A 19,276-nucleotide genomic window follows, 5' to 3' on the forward strand; every position below is an offset into this window, starting at 1 on the left:
GGAGGCGACGTCCCGGCGTCCGGTCCTGCGTTCAGGCCGCCCCGGTCATCCCCCGATCGGGGCGGCCCTCGTCGACTGGGAGGGGATCAGCCATGTCCGGGTTCATCCGCAGCGGGAACAGGGCGCGGTGGTCGTACCAGAAGAGGAAGGTGGCGGCGTCGACGGCCGTGCCGGGCGCGACCGGATCGAAGCGCTCGGCGGGCCAGCCGGGCCGGCCTCCCGCGTGGGCGAACGGGCCGACGGTGGCCCTGCCGCGACCGGGCCGGGCCGCATGGCCTGATGCCGACGCGGACCCGGCGGGCGAACGGCGCGGAGCGCTGAGGTGAGCCGGCCGCACCTGCCGATGCGCCCGCTCTGGCGGTGTCGCGGCTGCGGCGCGCACTGGCCGTGCCAGCCGGCGCGGCTGACGCTGCTGGCCGAGTACCGGCACGACCGCGTGGCGCTGCTGATCTACCTGGGCGCTCTGATGACGGAGGCGGGTGATCAGCTTGCCCGGCTCGGTGGCCGACCCACCGACCTGCACGAGCGCTTCGTGGGCTGGGCGCGGGGTCGGGGCGGCACAATGTTTCACGTGAATCATGAGCCGGGTGCCGAGATCCATTCCACCGATCCGTTCGCGGTGCCGAGCGGGCAGCGGTCGCCGGTCCGCCGACTGCGCGGCCGGCTCGCCGCGCCGGTGACGCTCTGGACGGCGCCCGGCCCGGCCGGGCTGACGGTGTCGTCCACGCTTGTCGCCGAGGGGGAACCGGACCGGCTGCTCGGGCTGATCGACCCCGAGTCGGACCTCTGGGCGGCGGCGGAGGAGGCGGGTCGGTTCGCGGTCACGCCGCTCGGCCCGCCGCACCGGCAGCTCGCGGACCGGTTCGCCGGCCTCTTCCCCGCCCCGGGCGGGCTCTTCGCCAGCGGCGAGTGGATCGACACGCCGTACGGGCCGGTGCCGGGCGACGCCGGCGGCTGGGCCGGCTGCCGACTGGACAACACCCGCGAGTACGGCTGGGGCCTGCTGGTGGAGGCCACCATCGAGGCGGTCGAGCTGACCGGGGAGGCGGCTCCGCTGCTGCACTACCGCGGTCGGTACCACGAGCTGCCAGCCTGAACGGGCGACTCGCCCGGCCCGACCGGTCACCGGGGTGATCTGGGTCACTTGGCGCACGCAACCAACCGCTCGGCGCACTCGTCTACCGGCGTCGATCTCAGCCTTCCCTGTCGGGGGAGCGCGCTCCTACGGTGCGCGAAACTCCTCTGACGCCTGTGAAGGTGGTGATCCACAGATGTCCACGGACACACCCGCTCCGGCCGCTTCCCAGTCGGACAAGTACCTGGCCGTACAACGGTCGGACGAGTTCGCCGGGCTGCGGCGTGCGCTGCGCGGCTTCGTCTTCCCGATGACCGTCGCGTTCTTCCTGTGGTACGCGCTCTACGTCATTCTCTCCGCGTACGCCCGGGACTTCATGGGCACGAAGCTGTTCGGCAGCAACATCAACGTCGCACTTGTCTTCGGCCTGCTCCAGTTCGTCTCCACGTTCCTGATCGCCTGGCTCTACTCCCGGTACGCGGACCGGAAGATCGACCCCATCGCCGACCGGATCCGCGAAGAGATGGGGGAGGTGACCCGTGAAGACGGTCCACGCGGTTGAGACGGTCCTCGCGGCCGAGGCGGGCAACCACACCGCCCGCAACCTGACCATCACGCTGTTCCTGGTCTTCGTGGCGGTGACCCTGGGCATCACAATCTGGGCCAGCCGGCAGACCAAGACGGCGACCGACTTCTACGCCGGCGGCCGGTCCTTCTCCGGTTTCCAGAACGGCATGGCGATCGGCGGCGACTACATGTCGGCCGCGTCGTTCCTCGGCATCGCCGGCATCATCGCGCTCTACGGCTACGACGGCTTCCTCTACTCGATCGGCTTCCTGGTCGCCTGGCTGGTGGCCCTGCTGCTGGTCGCGGAGCTGCTGCGTAACTCGGGCCGGTACACGATGGCCGACGTGCTGGCCTTCCGGATGCGTCAGCGTCCGGTGCGGACGGCGGCGGCGGTCTCCACCATCACGGTGTCGATCTTCTACCTGCTCGCCCAGATGGTGGGTGCCGGTGCGCTCGTCGCGCTGCTGCTCGGCATCAAGCCGGGCACCACCTTCCTCGGCATGGACGCGGGCACCGCGAAGGTGGCCACCATCGTCATGGTCGGCGCCCTGATGATCATCTACGTGACCGTGGGTGGCATGAAGGGCACCACGTACGTGCAGATCGTCAAGGCGTTCCTGCTGATGACCGGCGCGCTGCTGATGACCATCCTGGTGCTGGCGAAGTTCAACTTCAACCTGTCGGCACTCCTGGGCCAGGCGGCCGAGGCGTCCGGCAAGGGCAGCGCGTTCCTCGAACCCGGGCTGCGCTACGGCGTCGAGGTCGCCGGCAACTCGACGCAGACCTTCTACAACAAGGTGGATCTGCTGTCGCTCGGTATCGCCCTGGTGCTCGGCACGGCCGGTCTGCCGCACATCCTGATCCGCTTCTACACGGTGCCGACCGCGAAGGCGGCCCGCAAGAGCGTGCTCTGGGCGATCGGCATCATCGGCACCTTCTACCTGCTCACCCTGGCCCTCGGCTTCGGTGCGGCGGCGTTGGTGGGCAGCAAGGCGATCACCGCCCAGGACAAGGCCGGCAACACGGCCGCACCACAGCTGGCCGAGGCGTTGGGTATCGACTTCTTCGGCGGCGACCTGGGTGGGGCGGCCCTGCTGGCGATCATCGCGGCGGTCGCCTTCGCCACCATCCTCGCGGTGGTGGCCGGGTTGACCCTGGCGTCCTCTTCCAGCCTCGCGCACGACTTCTACGCGAACGTGCTGAAGAAGGGTGAGACGTCGGAGCGGCAGGAGGTCCGGGTCGCCCGGATCTCCGCCCTGGTGATCGGCGCGATCTCCATCCTGTTGTCGATCTACGCACAGAACCTCAACGTGGCGTTCCTGGTGGCGCTGGCCTTCGCGGTCGCCGCCTCGGGCAACCTGCCGGCGATCCTCTACAGCCTCTTCTGGCGGCGGTTCAACACCTCCGGCGCGGTGTGGTCGATCTACGGCGGTCTGGTCTCGGCCGTGCTGCTGGTGTTCTTCTCGCCGGTGGTCTCCGGCGCGGCGACGTCGATGTTCCCGGATCACGACTGGCAGTGGTTCCCGCTGTCCAACCCGGGCATCCTCTCCATTCCGTTCGGCTTCCTGTGCGGATGGATCGGCACCGTCATTTCCAAGGAGCACGACGAGGACAAGTACGCGGAGCTGGAGGTGCGCGCCCTCACGGGTTCCGGCGCCCACTGATCCGAACGCTCGTCACGAGGAGGCCCCCTGTGCGCAACAGGGGGCCTCTTCGCGCAAACGCCTGTCGGTAGGCTGACCGGCATGAAGGTTGCTGAGCGCTTCGGTTCCGGTCACCGCGTTCTCGTCACCGGCGGCGCCGGTTTCGTCCCGTCGCACCTGGTGGATTCGCTGATCGCCCGGGGCTGCACGGTGGTGGCGCTCGACAACTTCGTGACCGGCTCCAAGGAAAACGTCGCCCACCTGCTGGACCGGCCGACCTTCACGCTCGTCGAAGCGGACATCTCCGAGGGTCTGCCGGCCCACCACCCGGCGCTGGCCGAGCGGTTCGACGCGATCCTGCACATGGCCTCGCCGGCCAGCCCCACCGACTTCGCCCAACTGCCGGTGGAGATCCTCCGGGTCGGCTCGGTGGGCACCCTGCACCTGCTGGAGCGCGCGGTCGCCGACGGCGCCCGGTTCCTGATGGCCTCCACCTCCGAGGCGTACGGGGACCCGAAGGAGCACCCGCAGCGCGAGACCTACTGGGGCAACGTCAACCCGATCGGGGTCCGCAGCGTCTACGACGAGGCGAAGCGCTTCTCCGAGGCCGCGACGATGGCGTACCACCGCTACCGCGGGCTGGACGCGGCGATCGTCCGGATCTTCAACACGTACGGCCCGCGGATGCGACCGGACGACGGCCGGGCCATCCCCACCTTCATCTCCCAGGCGCTGCGCGGCGAGCCGATCACCGTGCACGGCACCGGTGACCAGACCCGCTCCATCTGCTTCGTCGAGGACCTGGTGCGGGGCATCCTGCTGCTGCTCGACTCGACCGAGACCGGCCCGGTCAACTGCGGCACCGAGCACGAGCTGTCCATGCGGCAACTCGCCGAGTTGATCGTGTCACTCTCCGACAGCGCCTCGACGGTGACCTATGTCACCCGCAGCTCGGACGACCCGGAGATGCGCCGGCCCGATCTCACGCTCGCCCGCGAACTGCTCGGCTACGAGCCGACGGTGGCGCCCGAAGACGGCCTGCGACGCACGATCGCGTACTTCCGGGCGCGGCTAGGGTAACCAGTTCGTCGACGCCCGGTGGTCTCTGAGTGTCGGCTGAAGGCGGCGGTGGCTTGCGCTACGTACCCTGAGTGACATGTCTGCGACCTCGTCTGCCGGCGTCCCGCATCCGCACCTGCACCGCAGCGCCGGGCGCGCGTCGGTCCCCGGCCCCGACCGGGCCGCCTCCGGGCGCGCCCGTCCGACCGAGGCGCGCTTCTACCCGCCGTACGACGAGGAGCAGCCCAAGCCCGGCGGTCCGGCGGGGCCCCGGGGGCCCGGCGGGCCGGGTGGCCTCGGCGGGTCGGGGCGGCGTGGGCCGCGACCCCGGTGGGGTCGGATCGCCCTCGTGTCGGGGGTCGCGGTGCTGGTGCTGGCGCTGCTCGGCGGCGTGGGCGCCTGGTTGTACGCCCGCAACCTCAACGGCGACCTGGCCCGCACCGACCCGTTCGCGGAGATCACCGGTGGCCGGCCGGCCAAGACGGTGGACGGCGCGCTCAACATCCTGCTTGTCGGCAGCGACTCCCGGGACCCGGACGCGCCCGTCGACAGCAAGAGCCAGTGGCGCGCGGACACGGTCATCGTGATGCACATCCCGGCCGACCACCAGGAGGCGTACCTGGTCTCCATCCCGCGTGACCTCTACGTGCCGATCCCGGAGAGCGCCGGCGCGGCCTGCGACTCCGGGCAGCGCGCGAAGATCAACGCCGCGTTCGCGTTCGGCGGGCTGCCGCTGGCGGTCCGCACCGTGGAGTGCTTCACCGACGTACGGATCGACCACGTGATGGCGATCGACTTCGGCGGTTTCAAGGAGGTCACCGACGCCCTCGGCGGGGTGGACCTGAAGGTGGAGCGGACCATCACCTCGATCCACAAGCCGTACCGGACGTTCACCAAGGGCACCAACCACATGGACGGCGCGGAGGCGCTGGACTGGATCCGGCAGCGCAAGCAGTTCCCGGAGGGGGACTTCGCCCGGATGCGGCACCAGCAGGAGTTCCTCCGGGCGCTGATGGACAAGGCGGCGAGCAGCGGCACGCTGGCGAACCCGGGCAAACTCAACAACTTCCTCCAGTCGGTGACCGCGGCCGTAACCGTCGACCAGGATTTCTCGGTTACTGATATGGCGCTGCAGTTCCGCAACCTGCGCGGCCAGAACCTCACGTTTGTGACCAGCCCGAACTCGGGCAGCGACACCATCAACGGCGAGTCGGTGGTGGTGTCGGACCGGGAGAAGGCGCTCGCGATGTACCGGGCCATGACGGCGGACACCATGGCGGAGTGGGTCAAGGCCAACCCACCGAAGAACAGGGACGGCGGCTGACTCACCGGTCGGCCCGGTAGTCCGCCGGGCCGACCGTCAGCAGGCCGTTCGGGTCATCGAGACGCACCGATCGACCCGATTCGTGTCAGTCGGCGCCGGGATTGACCCGGGATGAACTCGCCAAGTCGATTTGATGTACGTACAGTGGTGCCGCCGCCCCCTCCTGATCACGAGCTGGAGCACGCATGCCGGTTCAGGCCAGTCGCCGCCCTCCTTCCCCCGGGTCCGCCGCCCCCAGCGGCCGCGTCTCCGCGGCCATACCGGCGCAGGCGCACCCCTCGCGTGGCGGGCCGGGCGGGCGCCCGCCCGGCGGCGACGGCGGCGGCGGCCGGGTGGGTGGCGGTGGGTCGGCGAAGAAGCGGACCAAGCGCAAGGACCCGCTGTGGGCCCGGTTGACTGTGGTGTTCGGGGCGGTGCTGATGCTCAGCAGCGGCGTGGGCATCGTCGGCGGCAAGGTGCTGATCGGCCAGGCGACAGGTGACATCGCGCAACGAAACCTGCTCGGTGACGCGAGCAAGTCCGACGCCGAGGGCGGGGCCAGTCTGGACGGCCCGATCGACATGCTGCTGCTCGGTGTGGACGCCCGGGAGCGCTGGGCCGCCGACAACGTCCGCTCGGACAGCATCATCATCCTGCACATCCCGGCCACGCACGACCAGGCGTACCTGATCTCCATTCCCCGGGACACCGAGGCGCGGATTCCGGCGTTCCCGAAGAGCCGTTACGCCGGTGGGACCGAGAAGATCAACGCCGCGTTCGAGGCCGGCGCCCGCAACGGCGGCGGCTGGGAGGGCGGCGCCCAGTTGATGGCCCAGACGATCAAGGGGCTCACCGGCATCAGCTTCGACGGTGCGGCGATCATCAACTTCGGCGGCTTCAAGAACGTCATCGACACCCTCGGCACGGTGCGGATCTGCGTGAGTCACGAGGTCAAGTCGCACCACATGTCGATGGTCGACGGCAAGCCGATGTGGAACGCCGACGCCAAGAAGACCGGCAAGTCGCGCACCGCTGTGGTGCACAAGAAGGGCTGCCAGCAGATGGAGGGCTGGGCGGCGCTCGACTACTCCCGGCAGCGCTACGGGTTGCCCGGTGGCGACTACGACCGGCAGCAGAACCAGCAGCAGCTCATCAAGGCGATGGCCAAGAAGGCGACCGACGGCGGGATGCTCACCAACCCGGCGAAGCTCCAGCAGCTGATCAAGGCGGCCGGCAAGGCGTTCGTGCTGGACACCGGCGGCGCGTCGATCGAGAACTTCATCTTCACCATGCGCGGGGTGACCGCGAACGAGCTGACCATGCTCAAGACCAACAACGGCACCTACAACGCCGCCGGCAACGGCACCGAGGCACTGAACGACGTGACGAAGGACATGTTCCAGGCGGTCAAGCAGGACAAGCTCGCCGAGTTCGTCTTCACCCACCCCGAGGTGATCTCCACCCGCAAGTGAGCGACGGTGGCCGGAAGTCCCGGAAAGCCGGCGAGCACCCCGTCACCGCCCGTAGCCTGACGTGAGCAGGTTTCGCGTATCGGCTGCGGGGAGGCGGTCACGTCCAGGTGGGGACGGAACGTGGCGGGCCGGGACAACGCGGCCCCGCCCACCCGAGCACGCCGCGCCCGAGGGTCGCGGATCATGCTCGGCATCGGCCTGGCCCTCGTCCTGTTGGCCGGGCTCGCCGTGGTCGGGCTCAAGACGCTGAGCAACAGGTACGACCGCACGGTGACCAAGGAACAGTTGCTCGACCCCGACGCCCGCACGGGCCGCACCGACCTGGACGGGCCGCTCAACTATCTCCTGGTCGGCTCCGACCGCCGCCCCGGCGGCAGCGGACCGGACCAACGCTCCGACACCATCCTCATCGTGCACGTGCCCGCCGGCCAGCGGGAGGCCTACCTGGTCTCCGTCCCGCGTGACCTGCTGGTCGCCATCCCGCCCGCGAACGGCTTCGGAGGCGGTCCAGACAAGATCAATGCGGCGTACGAGCACGGCGGCGGTGGACCGGCCGGGGCCCAACTGCTCTCCGCCACCCTCAACCGGCTCACCGGAATCCGGTTCGACGGTGCCGCGCTCATCGACTTCTCCGGCTTCCGGAAGGTCATCGACCTCCTCGGCGGCGTGCGGATGTGCGTGGACACCGAGGTCCGCTCCATCCACACCAACCGGGTCTTCCCCGTCGGCTGCCAACAGATGGACGGCGCGCAGGCCCTGGACTACGTCCGGCAGCGCTACGACCTGCCCGGGGGCGACTACGACAGGCAGCACCACCAGCAGCAACTGCTCCGGGCGATGCTGGACAGCGCCGGCAGGGCCGATCTGCGGAGCAACCCGGTCAAGTTGGATCAGGTGCTCCGGGCGGTGGGCGGCTCGTTGACCGTCGACACCAACGGCGTACCCCTGTCCGACCTTCTCCTCGCGCTCCGCGCGCTGCCGCCCGACGGGATGCGCGGCGTCCAGGTGCCGTCGTCCCCGCAGACCATCGACGAGGTCTCGTACGTGGTGCTGGACAACGGGGGCAATGGGCTGTTCGAGGCGGTTCGCGGCCGACAGATGCCGTCCTGGGCGCAGGCCAACCCGCGCTGGGTGACACGGTTGTGATGGTGCCGACGGCCAGGTCGGTGCCGAACCGGTCGACGAGGATCTAGTGTTGCTTCCTGTGTTCGGACCCCAGGTTCCCACCGTGCCCGTGACCGAGATCGCCGACGAGACCTACCTGCTGGATGTGCGGGAGGACGACGAATGGGCGGCCGGCCACGCGCCGAATGCCCACCACCTGCCGATGATGGAGCTGCCGGCTCGAATCGCGGAGGTGCCCACCGACCGGGAGGTGGCGGTCGTCTGCCGCTCCGGGGGGCGTTCCGCCCAGGTCGTCGCCTACCTGGTCAACAACGGCTGGGAGCAGGTGCGTAACGCCGACGGCGGCATGCGCCAGTGGGCTGCGGTCGGCCGCCCGGTGGTCGACGCGAACGGGCAGCCCGGCCAGGTCATCTGAGGCGGCCGGGATGGGTGGTCCACTTGTCTTCGCGCACCGCGGCGCCTCGTACGACCTTCCCGAGCACACCCTCGCCGCGTACCTGCGGGCTCTCGACGAGGGCGCCGACGGCCTGGAGTGCGACGTCCGGCTGACCCGCGACGGGCACCTGGTCTGCGTGCACGACCGACGGCTCGACCGCACCAGCAACGGTCGCGGTCTGGTCAGCGCGCGTACGCTCGCCGAACTGGACGCCCTGGACTTCGGCTCGTGGCATCCGGGCAGCGCGCCGAACGGCGACCTGCCGCCGGACGACTCACACACCCGGCTGCTGACCCTGGCCCGACTGCTGGACGCGGTGCTCGCCGCCGGGCGGCCGGTCCGGTTGCTCGTGGAGACGAAACACCCGTCCCGCTACGGCTCGACCGTCGAACGGCGACTTGTCAGCCTGCTGCGTCGGTACGGGCTGGCCGACCCGACACCTGACGATCCGGTGCAGGTCACCGTCATGTCGTTCTCCCCGCTGGCGGTCCGCCGGGTACACGAACTGGCCCCGAAGCTGCCCACGGTGCTGCTGCTGGAGGTGTTGCCGCGCTGGCCGAGGTTGGGTCGGCTGCCGTTCGGCACCCGTATCGCGGGGCCGGGCATCGGCCTGGTCCGGGCCCGCCCGCAACTGCTGCCCGCGCTTCGCACGGCCGGCAACCAGGTGTACGTCTGGACGGTGAACGAGCCGACCGACCTGGAGCTGGTGCTGGCGGCCGGGGCGGACGGGATCATCACCGACCGACCGGGGTACGCCCTCGCCCGGCTGGCCCGCTGACCAGGTAAGGGTGCCAAAACCCGGCCGGCGGGGCAGACTCGGCACATGCCGGAGCGTATCGATTTCCCCGCTCTCCTCACCGGTCAGACCGTCGTCATCGAGATGATCAACTCGGGGGAGGCGGGTCTTCCGGTCCTCACCCAACTGCTCCGGGTGGCCCAGCCGGCCCTCGGCACGACCGGGATGGCGTTCGTCGAGTTCGGTCCCACAGGTGGTCGGGTGATCGTCGCGACCGGCGCGGCGGAATGGGCCCTCGGCCGTCCCCTGGCGGTCGACGACCCGGACACGGTGTGCCTGCTCAACGGGCCACGGGTGCGCAACGTGCTGGTGGGCAGCCTGAACGGCAAGTTGGCTGGCGAGCTGGCCGGCAGTGACCTGCGCTGGATGGCGGTCTCGCGGGCCGAGATCGGCGGCCACACCGTCGGCAGCCTGCACGCGCTCTATCCCGGCGACGACGAGCCGGACGCCGAACGGCAGGGGGTGGTCGCCTACCTCGCGTCCTGCATCGCCCACATGTACGGCGACCAGAGCGGCCTGCCGGTGCACGGCGACGGCCCGGTGGTGGCGGCCCTCGCCGACGGGCTGGCCGTCGTCGACCGGGACGGGAACGTCCGACTCTGGAACCCGGCCGCCGCCGAGGTCACCGGCCGCCCGGTCGAGCAGGCGCTGAGCAGACCACTGCCGTTCCCGCTGCCGCCCTCCGGTCAGGTGCGGGACCACCGGATGCCGGACGGCCGCTGGCTGCGGATCACCTCCGGCGAGTTGCCCGGTCCGGGCACGCTGCGGGTGGTCACCTTCCGCGACATCACCGACCAGCAGCGCCGCGACCACGACCGGGAGCTGTTCGTCGCGGTGACCAGCCACGAACTCCGTACCCCGGTCACCGTGATCAAGGGATACGCGGACACCCTCACCGACCACTGGGACTCGCTGACCGACGTCGACCGGCGGCAGGCTGCCCGGGTGATCGGGCAACGCGCCAACGAGCTGGCCCGACTTGTCGACCGTCTCCTCAGCTCGGCGGCCGAGGCCGGGCCGGGCGACGATCCGCCCACCCCGTTCGACCTGGGCGAAGCGCTGCGCTCCGCGGTCCTGGACCTGCCGACGGAGCTGCGTCGCCGGTTGGTGCTCCGCCTCCCGGCCGACCTGCCCAAGGCGCTCGGCCACCGGCCCAGCCTGGCCACCGTGCTGACCGAGCTGACGACGAACGCCGGCAAGTACTCACCACCGGAGTCGCCGATCGAGATCGCCGCCTCGGTGGACGGTCAACTGGTGGCGTTCCGGGTCAGCGACCGGGGCATCGGCATCCGACCGGAGCATGTGGAGCGGGCATTCGACAGGTTCTGGCAGGGCGAGTCCGGCGACCGGCGCGGCTACCCGGGTGCGGGGCTCGGCCTCTATCTCGTCCGCCGGATCGTTGAACAACAGAATGGATGGGTATCCCTACGTCCAAGGACCGACGGCGGTACGGTCGCAGAGGTGCGGCTACCGCGCGGTTGACCGAGGTGGCGCGACGTGGAGGCGACGGTGGCAGCGGCAGCGGCAGCGAGGGATCAGGCGTGGTGCGTGGTGGTGCCCCATCACCCCGCCGGGGCACGGCTGGCCCGGCACCGGCTCGCCGGTGAACTGGCGGGCGTCGTACCCCCGATGGTCCTCGCGGACCTGATCGCGGTGCTCGCGGAGCTGGTGGGCAACGCGGTGCGGCACGCCGGGCCGCTGCCCGGCGGGGTGGTCCGGGTGGCCTGGCGGTTGCGGCCCTCGGCGCTGGGCCCCTCGATCCAGCTCGGCGTCACCGACGGCGGCGCGAGCACCACGCCGCAGCTCCGGACGGCCAGCGCGGACGCGGCGGACGGGCGAGGGCTGCACATCGTGGCCGGTCTGGCGACCCGCTGGGGTGTCGAGCGGGACGGCATGGGCCAGCGCGTCTGGGCGGAGTTCGACCCAACCCCGGCCCCAACCCCAACCCCCCGCCCCAACCTGGTGCCGGCCGGCTGACCCCGTTGATCATGAGGTTATTGCCACGACACGCCGTGGGCGGTGACAACAACTCCATGATCAAGAAGCGATGTCACGGGGTGGGTGGGTCCGGGCCACGGCGGGCTCGCTGGGGCTCTAGGCTTTGACGCCGTGAGTAAGCGTCGAAAGAGCCAGCGCACCGCCACCGACACCGCCCCCCGCCGCGACAAGGTTCGCGACGTCTTCGTGCCGCGTCCGTTCGACGGGCTGGTCGACGAGGCCGAATGGATCGCGCTGCGCGAGTTGGTGCCCGCCGCCTCCGCGCCGCTGCGGCTGGCACCCGCCCTGGTCGAGGAGTTCGGTGACCGGCCGGCGACGCTCGCCACGGTGCTGCCGATGGCCGCCCCGGCGATCACCAAGCCGGACGGTCGGGTGCTCATCGGTCTCCAACGCCACCAGCAGTCCGGCGACGTCTCGCGGGATCTGGCCGAGGCGCTGCTCAGCGCGCTGCGCACCGAGCCGGGTGGCGAGGTGACCGTGCCGCCGCTGCCCGGCCCGGGGCCCCGCCTGCAGGACGTTCTCGTGGACGGCCCGCTGGAGATCACCATGCACGAGGGGTTCGAGTTCTGGCTCGACCCCGGGGCCGCCGACGATCCGACCGTCCAGGCGTCGCTGGAGCGGGCGAACGCGGCCATCTACCCGACGGTGCGGCTGACCGCGGCGAAGGCCGCGTACTGGTGTCGGGTGCCGGAGAAGGCACACGTGCGGTGGGTGCTGCCGGACGACGAGGACGCCGCCCTGGACGCGCTGGCCCGCCTCGGCGCGGCCGGCGCGTTGACGCTCGGCGAGCAGACCAAGTTCGCCGGCATGTTCCGCGCGCACGGTCGCCTGGCGCCGGTCTGGGACCTGCCGGAGGCGACTCCGGCCGCCGACTGGGAGGAGCCGGTGGCGCAGTTCGCCAAGCGGTACGCCGAGGCGCTGGCCGCCACCGACCCGCTCGACGCCGCCGGCCGGCGCTCCCGCCAGGGGCTGGTCGGCCGGCAACTCACCCTGCGCTGAGCTGCGAGTGGGCGCCCTCTTGAGGAGAGGGCGCCCACTCTCACAACGGGTCGCGGGTGATCGGGCACGACATGCAGCGCGGCCCGCCACGACCGGAGCCCAACTCGGAGCCGGCGATCGGGATCACCTCGATGCCGGCGCGCTCCAGTTGGGCGTTGGTCTCGGTGTTGCGCTCGTAGCCGACGCACAGCCGGGGCGCCAGGGCGAGGGTGTTGTTGCCGTCGTCCCACTGCTCGCGTTCCGCGGTCACCGGGTCCAGCCCGGTGTCGATGACCCGCAGCAGGTCGAGGTCCATCGCGTCGGCGGCGGCCCGCAGGAACGGCGCGGGCCCGTCCACCCGCGGGTCCGCACCGTCCGCGCCGGCGATCACCGTGTACGCGGACAGCGTGCTCGCGATGTTGGGATACATCAGCACGGCGTCCACGTCGACCATCGTGCAGACCGTGTCGAGGTGCATGGTGGCGCGCTTCTGGGCGATCGGCACCACCAGGATGGTGTGCGCCAGGCCGGCGGCGAAGACCTGCCGGCCGAGTCGTTCCGCGCCGGCGGGTGTGGTCCGTTCACCCACCCCGACCGCCAGCACTCCGGGGGCGAGCAGCAGCACGTCCCCGCCCTCCAGGTGCTCCAGGTCGGGGCGGTAGACGAACTCGGTGCCGGCGAAGCGTGGGTGGTGGCGGTAGATGGCGTCGGTCAGGGTGGTCTCGCGGCTTCGGGCCGGCATGGCCAGGCTCGTGACACCGACCCGGTCGCCGATCCACAGCGACGAGTCGCGGGTGAACAGCAGGTTGGGCAACGGGTCGATGACGAAGTCGTGTCGGTCCATCAGCGTGTAGACGAGTCCGCCCGGCCGCTCCGAGCTGATCCGCAGCTCCTCGTGGGCCAGCCCGGCGGTGAGCACGTCGGCCAGGGCGGCCGGGTCGAGGTAGGAGAGGTGGTCGGCGACGCGGGCCCGCAGGGTGTCGCCGAGCCGCCGGGAGCGCAGCACCTCTTCGGTGAGCTCGGCACGGGCGTCCGCCACGGCAAGCGTCTCGGTCAGCAGAGTGGCCAGGTACAGCACCTCGACTCCACGGTCGCGCAGGGCGGCGGCGAACGCGTCGTGCTCCTCCTGGGCTCGTCCGACCCAGGGGATCGCGTCGAACAGGAGCGAGTCGTTGTTGCGAGGGGTGAGCCGGGCCAGTTCGGGGCCGGGCCGGTGCAGCAGTACGGTGCCGAGCCGGCCGACTTCACTGTCGACGTAGTGGGTCACTCCCGCAGCGTAGGGCAGGGTTTGGCGGCATCCGAGAAAAGAACTGTGGATGAATATGGCATTCATCCGTAGTCACTCCGGCGTTCCGGCTTGCCGAACACCGGTAGTGGCAACGTAGGGTAGTGAGGACATAACTTCGAGGGACCTTTTGCCGGAGGTCGCGATGACTGTCTTTCCCGCACGACGAGCCGTACCGTCCGCTCGGGCACTGCCGCCCGTGTCGGTGCCACACCCCCGCGTCGAGTCGCCGGGGGTTCTCGAACCGGCCCGTCCGACACCGCTCGAATGGGCTCGCCGCCGTCGTGCCGAGCGGGGTGCGCGCCGCCTGGAGGCGGCCGGGGCGCGGGCGCTGGGTCAACTCGACCACCTGGGCCCCGCCTGGCACGTCATCGAGTGGCCGCGCACGGACGTCACGGACGTCCTCGACCGCGGTCAGGACGAGCGCGCCGGGTTCCTCGCCATCGGGCCGAGCGGTCTCTTCGCCGTGACCATCGCCGACCACGGCCGGGCGAGGGTGCTCGTCGCCGGGGACGTCGTGCAGATCAACGGCAAGCGTCCGCCGTACGTGGCCGAGTCCCGCCGGGACGCCAAGCGGGCCAGCAAGGCCCTCTCCGACGCGGTGGGGCTGCCCGTCCCGGTGACGCCGGTGCTGACCTTCGTCGGCTCCGGCGTGATCAGCGTCTACGGCCTCCCGAAGGACTGTCTGATGGCCACCCACCGAGAGCTGGACCGGCTCCTCGTGGCCGGTGGCAGCCGGATCAGCCCGGCCACTGCCGAAAAGCTTTCCCGGGTCGCACAGCATCCCGGCACCTGGCTGAACGGCACGTACCGTCCACCAGCCGACTACCGGTGGTATGACGAGGGCCGAACGGCCGCTGACAAGCCGGCTCGGCGCCGGTAACGTCACCGGCGACGCCACGCGGCTCCGGCCCCCCTTCGACCTCACCGGTTTCCGCGCCGTCACCGACCGCCCCGGTTCACGCTGCGCGGTTCGGTGACCCGGTGCGCTCGGTGATTCCGTCGGCGACCCGCTAGCGTGGACAGTCGATCGGTGCACATAGGAGGCGCGGTGGCCCACGTCGAACTTTCGCTCTCAGAAGCGTTCGTGCCGGCGGCGCGGGCCTTGACAGAGCCGGAGTCCGGCAACGTCGGCCAATGGTCCTCGACGGTCTCCCGGGCCGACGAGCCGTGCCTGCTGATCGACGCCGACACCCTGGTGTTGGCGATCTCCACCGCCGGCTGCGAGCTGCTCTGCCTGGGCGAGCCGGACGGCCTGATCGGGCGACCGCTGCTCAACGGCGGGCTGCGTCTTCTCGACTTCACCGCCAACCGGGGCGAGCTGACCGAGGCCGAGATCGACAAGATCCCGCCCCTGCTGGCGCTCACCTCCGGTCGCCTCGCCCGCGGATTACTCCGGGTGCAGGGCGCCTCCGCGGACAGCTCCGACGCGACAGTCGACGCGATCTCCACCCCGGTGCTCACCGACGGTGCCGTGGCCGGCTCGCTCACCTTCTTCTCCGAGGTCTGACCAGCCGCGTAGCCGCGCACGGCGTTGCTGGCTCAGCCTTGCGCGAGGAGGCCGTAAGGTGCCCTCATGCTCGATATCGCCGTGCTGCCAGGGGAATACGCTGTGTGTCGGCTGGCTGCCGGCACCGCCCTGCCGTACGCGTTGTCGAGCGGGCTGGGCGGCACCGACGTGGTGACGGTGAGCTGGACCTCCGACGGGATCTCGGTGATCTGCCCGGCAGACCGGGTGCCGGCGCAGGCCGTGGTGGAGACCGTCTGGCGCTGTCTACGGGTCACCGCGCCGGTGGAGCTGGCAAGCACCGGCAGCCTGGCCGCGCTCGTCGACCCGCTCGCCGAGGCACGGGTCAGCGTGCTCACCTTCTCCACCTTCGACACCGACTATCTGCTGGTGCCGGCCGTCCGGCTGACCGAGGGCACGGCCGCGCTACAGCGCGCCGGGCACCGCGTCACCGGCTGACCTTCACCCGGTCGGCCGCTGACCCTACGATGGGCTCGGCCAACCCCGGCCGCGACGAATTCTCCGATGTCCCGAGGATCGGCCCGTGCCGTTCACCCCACCCCACCCCTCGTCTCCCCCACCACGGGCGGCGTCCCACATCCGACCGGCGCCTCGCGGCCGGGCGTCCGATCACGCCCCGGCGCGGCCCACGGTCCGGATCCGACCGGTAGCCCTCGCGGTGCTCGCCGTCGCGGTGCTCGCCGGCTGTGGCGCCCCGCCCGAGTTGTCGGAGCCCACCGCCGCACCGACCCGCACCGCAGCCCCGACGGCATCCGCCCCGAGCACCCCACCCACCCGCCCGCCGGCCAGCGCACCACCACTCGGCACGGTCACGCCCACTCCGGACGCCGGGCTGGTCGCGACGGCCTGCCGGAACGGCCCGACCGGTCAACGGGTGGTGCAACTGCTGCGGGGCCGGGCCGGGGTGCTGCCGGCAAACGTCCGGGTCCAGGTCCGCACCGGGCCGCTCTGCGCCGCCGAGTGGCAGTACACCGTCCTGACGGTGACCGGCCACGAGGAGCTCCAGGTGGTCACCCGGGGTCGGGCCGACGCACCGACCCTGGTCACCGCCGGCACCGACGTGTGCACCATCGAGGTACGCGCCACCGGCCCGGCCGGGATCCGGGCCCTCGCCTGCGACGCCGTTCCGACCGTCCGGCCGGGTGCGTAGGCTGATCGCCATGCCGGGAACACCGCCGACACACTTCGTCTACCTCGGGCCGGAGGGCACCTTCGCCGAGCAGGCCCTGCGCTCCCTCCCCGCCGCCGAACGCGGCACCCGTACGCCTGCCCGCAGCGTCGGGGAGGCGCTGGACAACGTCCGGACCGGCGACGCCGACGCGGCGCTGGTGCCCCTGGAAAACTCGATCGGCGGCGCGGTGGGCGTCACCCTTGACGAGATGGCCGAGGGCGAGCCGTTGGTGATCACCCGAGAGGTGATCCTGCCTGTTGATTTCGTGCTCGGTGCTCGGCCCGGCACTCCACTGACCTCGATCCGCACCGTGGCGGCCCATCCGCAGGCCTCCACCCAGTGCCGGGGCTGGCTGCGCGACAACCTGCCGGACGCCGTGGTGGTCGACGTGCTCTCCAACGGCGCGGCCGCCGCGGGCGCGGGTGCCGGCGCGTACGACGCGGCGATCTGCGCGCCGATCGGGGCGGGCCGGCACCGACTCGCCACACTCGCCGACAAGATCGCCGATCACCCCGACGCGGTGACCCGGTTCGTGTTGGTGTCCCGTCCCGGGCCACCCCCGCCGTCGACCGGCGACGACCTCACCTCGCTCGCGGTCTACATCGCGCACGACCGGGTCGGCGCGCTGCTGTCGGTGCTGATGGAGTTGGCCGTCCGGGGCGTCAACCTGACCCGGATCGAGTCCCGCCCCACCGGGGAGGCGCTGGGCCGGTACGTCTTCTTCCTGGACTGCACCGGGCACGTGGCCGACGTACGACTGGGCGAGGCGTTGCAGGGGCTGCGCCGGGTCTGCGCGGAGGTTCGCTTCCTGGGCTCGTACCCCCGGCACCGGTGGGCCGAGGCGGCGGCCGATCGGCCGGTGCCCGCGCCGGCGGGCCTCTCCGACGCCGACTACGTCGACGCGGCGGCCTGGCTGGCCCGACTGCGCACGGGCGAGCTGACCTGACCGGTGCGGGCGCCCCTCCACACGGGGGCGCCCACACCGAGGTCGTCAGCTCAGCAGACCGCCGAGCAGGCCGCCCTCCTGCTGCTGCTGGCCGCTGCCCAGGACCGGCGGCTCCTCGGACGGCTGCACCACCACGAAGCCCTGGCCGGCGAAGCTCATCGTGAACGACTCGCCGGTGCGTCGGCCCAGCAGCGTGCCGAGGCCCAACTGCTCGGCCCGGTGGTAGCCGGTCTGCAGGTTGGCCGACCAGCAGACCGCGGCCTGCGGGTCGACGTAGGTCGGGGCATCCACGTTGAGCACGACGGGGGTGCCCTTGGTGGTGATGGCGATCCGTCCGTAGCCGCTGAACACACAGTTGAACAGGCCGGACGACGAGGCCATCCCGGCGCCGCCGACCATCCTGATGTCGTACTGGAGGGTCGAGTCGAAGGCGAGCACGCTGGAGCCGTTGATGGAGAGGGCGTCGCCCGGCTCCAGGTCGATGATGTGCACGTCCTTGGCGAGTTCGGCGAGGAAGACGTCACCGTGACCGGAGACCTTCATCAGGGGGACACCCTCGCCGGTGAGCTTCTGCTTGAGAAACTTGCCGAGCCCGCCCGAGCCCAACGCCTGAAACTGCACATTTCCCTGGTAGGCGACCATCGACCCGACCCGGGCCATCGCCTCACCGTTGAGTTCGATCTTCAGCATCTTGGAGTTCTGCAGCCGCATGCCGGGCTGCGCGGACTCCTTCTCCAGATTTTCGGCGGAGAACAGCTCACTGCGCATGAAAGGGTGCCTCCTGACAGGGTTGCGGTCGCTGCACCGAAGGTAGGCGACCGGAGCAACCACGGGCCATCGGCCGAGCGGCGACCACGCGGCCGCCGGTGGGCTCAGCCCCAGCCCAACGCGTGCAGCCGTTCGTCGTCGATGCCGAAGTGGTGGGCGATCTCGTGCACGACCGTCACCGCGACCTCGTCGACGACATCGTCGTCGTTGTCGCAGATCCGCAGGATCGGGCGCCGGTAGATGAAGATGCGGTCCGGCAACACGCCGGAGTAGTCCCAGCCGCGACTGGTGAGGGCGTGGCCTTCGTAGAGGCCGAGCAGGTCGGCCTCGCCCTGCGGCGGATCGTCCTCGACGAGGATGACCACGTTGCTCATCAGGCCGAGCAGTTCCTCGGGCACCTCGTCGAGGGCGTCGGCAACCAGCTCCTCGAAGCGCTCACGGGTCATCTCCACCGGCACGCCACCCATTCTGCCCGATGCCGGACCCGGCGGGCCCCTCGTGACGTGCCGCTGGCCCGCCCCGCAGGCTCACGGAGAGAGCGACCGCCCAGGGGTGGGCGGCTGCTCTGTCCGTGAACGAGCGGTTGTGGGTCGACCGCTCAGGACGCCAGGCGCGCGCTGAGGGTGATCTCGGCGCCCGGCGAGAGCAGGCGGGAGATCGGGCAGTTGGCCTTGGCGGCCTCGGCGAGCTTCTGGAACTCCGCGTCGTCGATCCCCGGGACCTGGCCGACGGTCTCCAGGTCGATGCGGGTCACGGTCATGCCGGCGTCGGTCTTGTCCAGGTGAACCTTGGCGGTGGTCTCGACCGAGGTGGCCGTCGAGCCGGCGTCGGCGAGCGCCTTCGAGAACGCCATCGAGAAGCAGCCCGCGTGCGCGGCGGCGATCAGCTCCTCGGGGTTGGTGCCCTCGCCCTCCTCGAAGCGCGACTTGAAGGAGTAGTTGCCCGACAGGCCACCCTTACCGGTGCGGACCGTGCCGGCACCCTCGGTGAGATTGCCCTGCCATTGTGCTGAAGCGGTACGGATAGGCATGAGGAGAACGCTAGCGGAAAGGTGACCGTCGAGCGACCGACCGGCACGGACGCCTGCCGTGCGATCCCTGTCACCACGGCCTGGCTGTGCCATGAT

General features: G+C 71.1%; 22 protein-coding genes. 17 read left to right on the plus strand and 5 right to left on the minus strand.

Going from position 1 to position 19,276, the window contains the following annotated elements; translation table 11 throughout:
- Positions 1-31: 31 nt before the first annotated feature.
- Complete coding sequence (locus ACGFH8_RS07315; protein ID WP_393364842.1) at positions 32-337, minus strand: hypothetical protein; 306 nt, start codon at positions 335-337, stop codon at positions 32-34.
- Positions 338-343: 6 nt separating this feature from the next.
- Between ACGFH8_RS07315 and ACGFH8_RS07320 the strand changes: the two genes are divergently transcribed.
- From ACGFH8_RS07320 to ACGFH8_RS07375, 12 genes are all read left to right on the plus strand, one after another.
- The gene (locus ACGFH8_RS07320) at positions 344-1,096 is read left to right on the plus strand and encodes a flavin reductase family protein (protein ID WP_393366998.1); all 753 of its coding nucleotides are present in this window, start codon (positions 344-346) and stop codon (positions 1,094-1,096) included.
- Positions 1,097-1,271: 175 nt separating this feature from the next.
- The gene (locus ACGFH8_RS07325; protein WP_393364845.1) at positions 1,272-1,637 is read left to right on the plus strand and encodes a DUF485 domain-containing protein; all 366 of its coding nucleotides are present in this window, start codon (positions 1,272-1,274) and stop codon (positions 1,635-1,637) included.
- Positions 1,615-3,306: a cation acetate symporter gene (locus tag ACGFH8_RS07330; protein WP_393364848.1), complete on the plus strand. Its 1,692-nt coding sequence runs from the start codon at positions 1,615-1,617 to the stop codon at positions 3,304-3,306. The genes ACGFH8_RS07325 and ACGFH8_RS07330 overlap by 23 nt, the downstream gene beginning before the upstream one ends.
- A gap of 81 nt (positions 3,307-3,387) precedes the next feature.
- Positions 3,388-4,365, plus strand: a complete 978-nt coding sequence (locus ACGFH8_RS07335) for an NAD-dependent epimerase/dehydratase family protein (protein WP_393364851.1) — start codon at positions 3,388-3,390, stop codon at positions 4,363-4,365.
- 76 nt (positions 4,366-4,441) lie between these two features.
- Positions 4,442-5,668 carry an LCP family protein gene (locus tag ACGFH8_RS07340; protein ID WP_393364854.1) on the plus strand — a complete coding sequence of 409 codons (1,227 nt, stop codon included), beginning with the start codon at positions 4,442-4,444 and terminating at the stop codon, positions 5,666-5,668.
- Positions 5,669-5,853: 185 nt separating this feature from the next.
- Complete coding sequence (locus ACGFH8_RS07345) at positions 5,854-7,119, plus strand: LCP family protein (protein ID WP_393364857.1); 1,266 nt, start codon at positions 5,854-5,856, stop codon at positions 7,117-7,119.
- Between the two features lie 183 nt (positions 7,120-7,302).
- Positions 7,303-8,265 carry an LCP family protein gene (locus ACGFH8_RS07350; protein ID WP_393367000.1) on the plus strand — a complete coding sequence of 321 codons (963 nt, stop codon included), beginning with the start codon at positions 7,303-7,305 and terminating at the stop codon, positions 8,263-8,265.
- Positions 8,266-8,323: 58 nt separating this feature from the next.
- Positions 8,324-8,659: a rhodanese-like domain-containing protein gene (locus tag ACGFH8_RS07355; RefSeq protein WP_393364860.1), complete on the plus strand. Its 336-nt coding sequence runs from the start codon at positions 8,324-8,326 to the stop codon at positions 8,657-8,659.
- Positions 8,660-8,669: 10 nt separating this feature from the next.
- Positions 8,670-9,458 carry a glycerophosphodiester phosphodiesterase gene (locus tag ACGFH8_RS07360; protein ID WP_393364863.1) on the plus strand — a complete coding sequence of 263 codons (789 nt, stop codon included), beginning with the start codon at positions 8,670-8,672 and terminating at the stop codon, positions 9,456-9,458.
- A gap of 45 nt (positions 9,459-9,503) precedes the next feature.
- A complete protein-coding gene (locus ACGFH8_RS07365) occupies positions 9,504-10,958 on the plus strand; it encodes an ATP-binding protein (protein ID WP_393364866.1) in 1,455 nt (484 codons plus the stop codon).
- A gap of 66 nt (positions 10,959-11,024) precedes the next feature.
- On the plus strand, positions 11,025-11,453 hold the full coding sequence (locus ACGFH8_RS07370) for an ATP-binding protein (RefSeq protein ID WP_393367001.1): 429 nt from the start codon (positions 11,025-11,027) through the stop codon (positions 11,451-11,453).
- A gap of 132 nt (positions 11,454-11,585) precedes the next feature.
- Positions 11,586-12,473, plus strand: a complete 888-nt coding sequence (locus ACGFH8_RS07375; protein ID WP_393364869.1) for a DUF5926 family protein — start codon at positions 11,586-11,588, stop codon at positions 12,471-12,473.
- Positions 12,474-12,513: 40 nt separating this feature from the next.
- On the opposite strand, the gene ACGFH8_RS07380 is transcribed toward ACGFH8_RS07375, so the two are convergent.
- Complete coding sequence (locus tag ACGFH8_RS07380) at positions 12,514-13,719, minus strand: arginine deiminase (protein ID WP_393364872.1); 1,206 nt, start codon at positions 13,717-13,719, stop codon at positions 12,514-12,516.
- 163 nt (positions 13,720-13,882) lie between these two features.
- Here ACGFH8_RS07380 and ACGFH8_RS07385 point away from each other — a divergent pair, with 163 nt between their 5' ends.
- From ACGFH8_RS07385 to pheA, 5 genes are all read left to right on the plus strand, one after another.
- The gene (locus tag ACGFH8_RS07385) at positions 13,883-14,620 is read left to right on the plus strand and encodes a hypothetical protein (RefSeq protein ID WP_393364875.1); all 738 of its coding nucleotides are present in this window, start codon (positions 13,883-13,885) and stop codon (positions 14,618-14,620) included.
- 168 nt (positions 14,621-14,788) lie between these two features.
- The gene (locus tag ACGFH8_RS07390; protein ID WP_393364878.1) at positions 14,789-15,247 is read left to right on the plus strand and encodes a hypothetical protein; all 459 of its coding nucleotides are present in this window, start codon (positions 14,789-14,791) and stop codon (positions 15,245-15,247) included.
- A 66-nt stretch (positions 15,248-15,313) separates the two neighbouring features.
- Positions 15,314-15,703, plus strand: coding sequence for an ACT domain-containing protein (locus ACGFH8_RS07395; RefSeq protein ID WP_393364881.1), 390 nt, complete (start codon positions 15,314-15,316; stop codon positions 15,701-15,703).
- Between the two features lie 85 nt (positions 15,704-15,788).
- Complete coding sequence (locus ACGFH8_RS07400) at positions 15,789-16,415, plus strand: hypothetical protein (protein WP_393364883.1); 627 nt, start codon at positions 15,789-15,791, stop codon at positions 16,413-16,415.
- Between the two features lie 10 nt (positions 16,416-16,425).
- Positions 16,426-17,382, plus strand: a complete 957-nt coding sequence (gene pheA, locus ACGFH8_RS07405) for a prephenate dehydratase (RefSeq protein ID WP_393364886.1) — start codon at positions 16,426-16,428, stop codon at positions 17,380-17,382.
- A 45-nt stretch (positions 17,383-17,427) separates the two neighbouring features.
- Here the strand turns inward: pheA and ACGFH8_RS07410 are convergent, their stop codons facing one another.
- From ACGFH8_RS07410 to ACGFH8_RS07420, 3 genes are all read right to left on the minus strand, one after another.
- Positions 17,428-18,150: an AIM24 family protein gene (locus ACGFH8_RS07410; RefSeq protein WP_357065944.1), complete on the minus strand. Its 723-nt coding sequence runs from the start codon at positions 18,148-18,150 to the stop codon at positions 17,428-17,430.
- Positions 18,151-18,254: 104 nt separating this feature from the next.
- Positions 18,255-18,602, minus strand: a complete 348-nt coding sequence (locus ACGFH8_RS07415; RefSeq protein ID WP_393367003.1) for a metallopeptidase family protein — start codon at positions 18,600-18,602, stop codon at positions 18,255-18,257.
- Positions 18,603-18,748: 146 nt separating this feature from the next.
- Positions 18,749-19,180 (minus strand): OsmC family protein, encoded by a 432-nt coding sequence (locus ACGFH8_RS07420; protein WP_110564777.1) that lies wholly within the window; start codon positions 19,178-19,180, stop codon positions 18,749-18,751.
- Between the last annotated feature and the right edge of the window lie 96 nt (positions 19,181-19,276).

Source organism: Micromonospora sp. NPDC049175, assembly GCF_043197345.1.
Lineage (GTDB): Bacteria > Actinomycetota > Actinomycetes > Mycobacteriales > Micromonosporaceae > Micromonospora.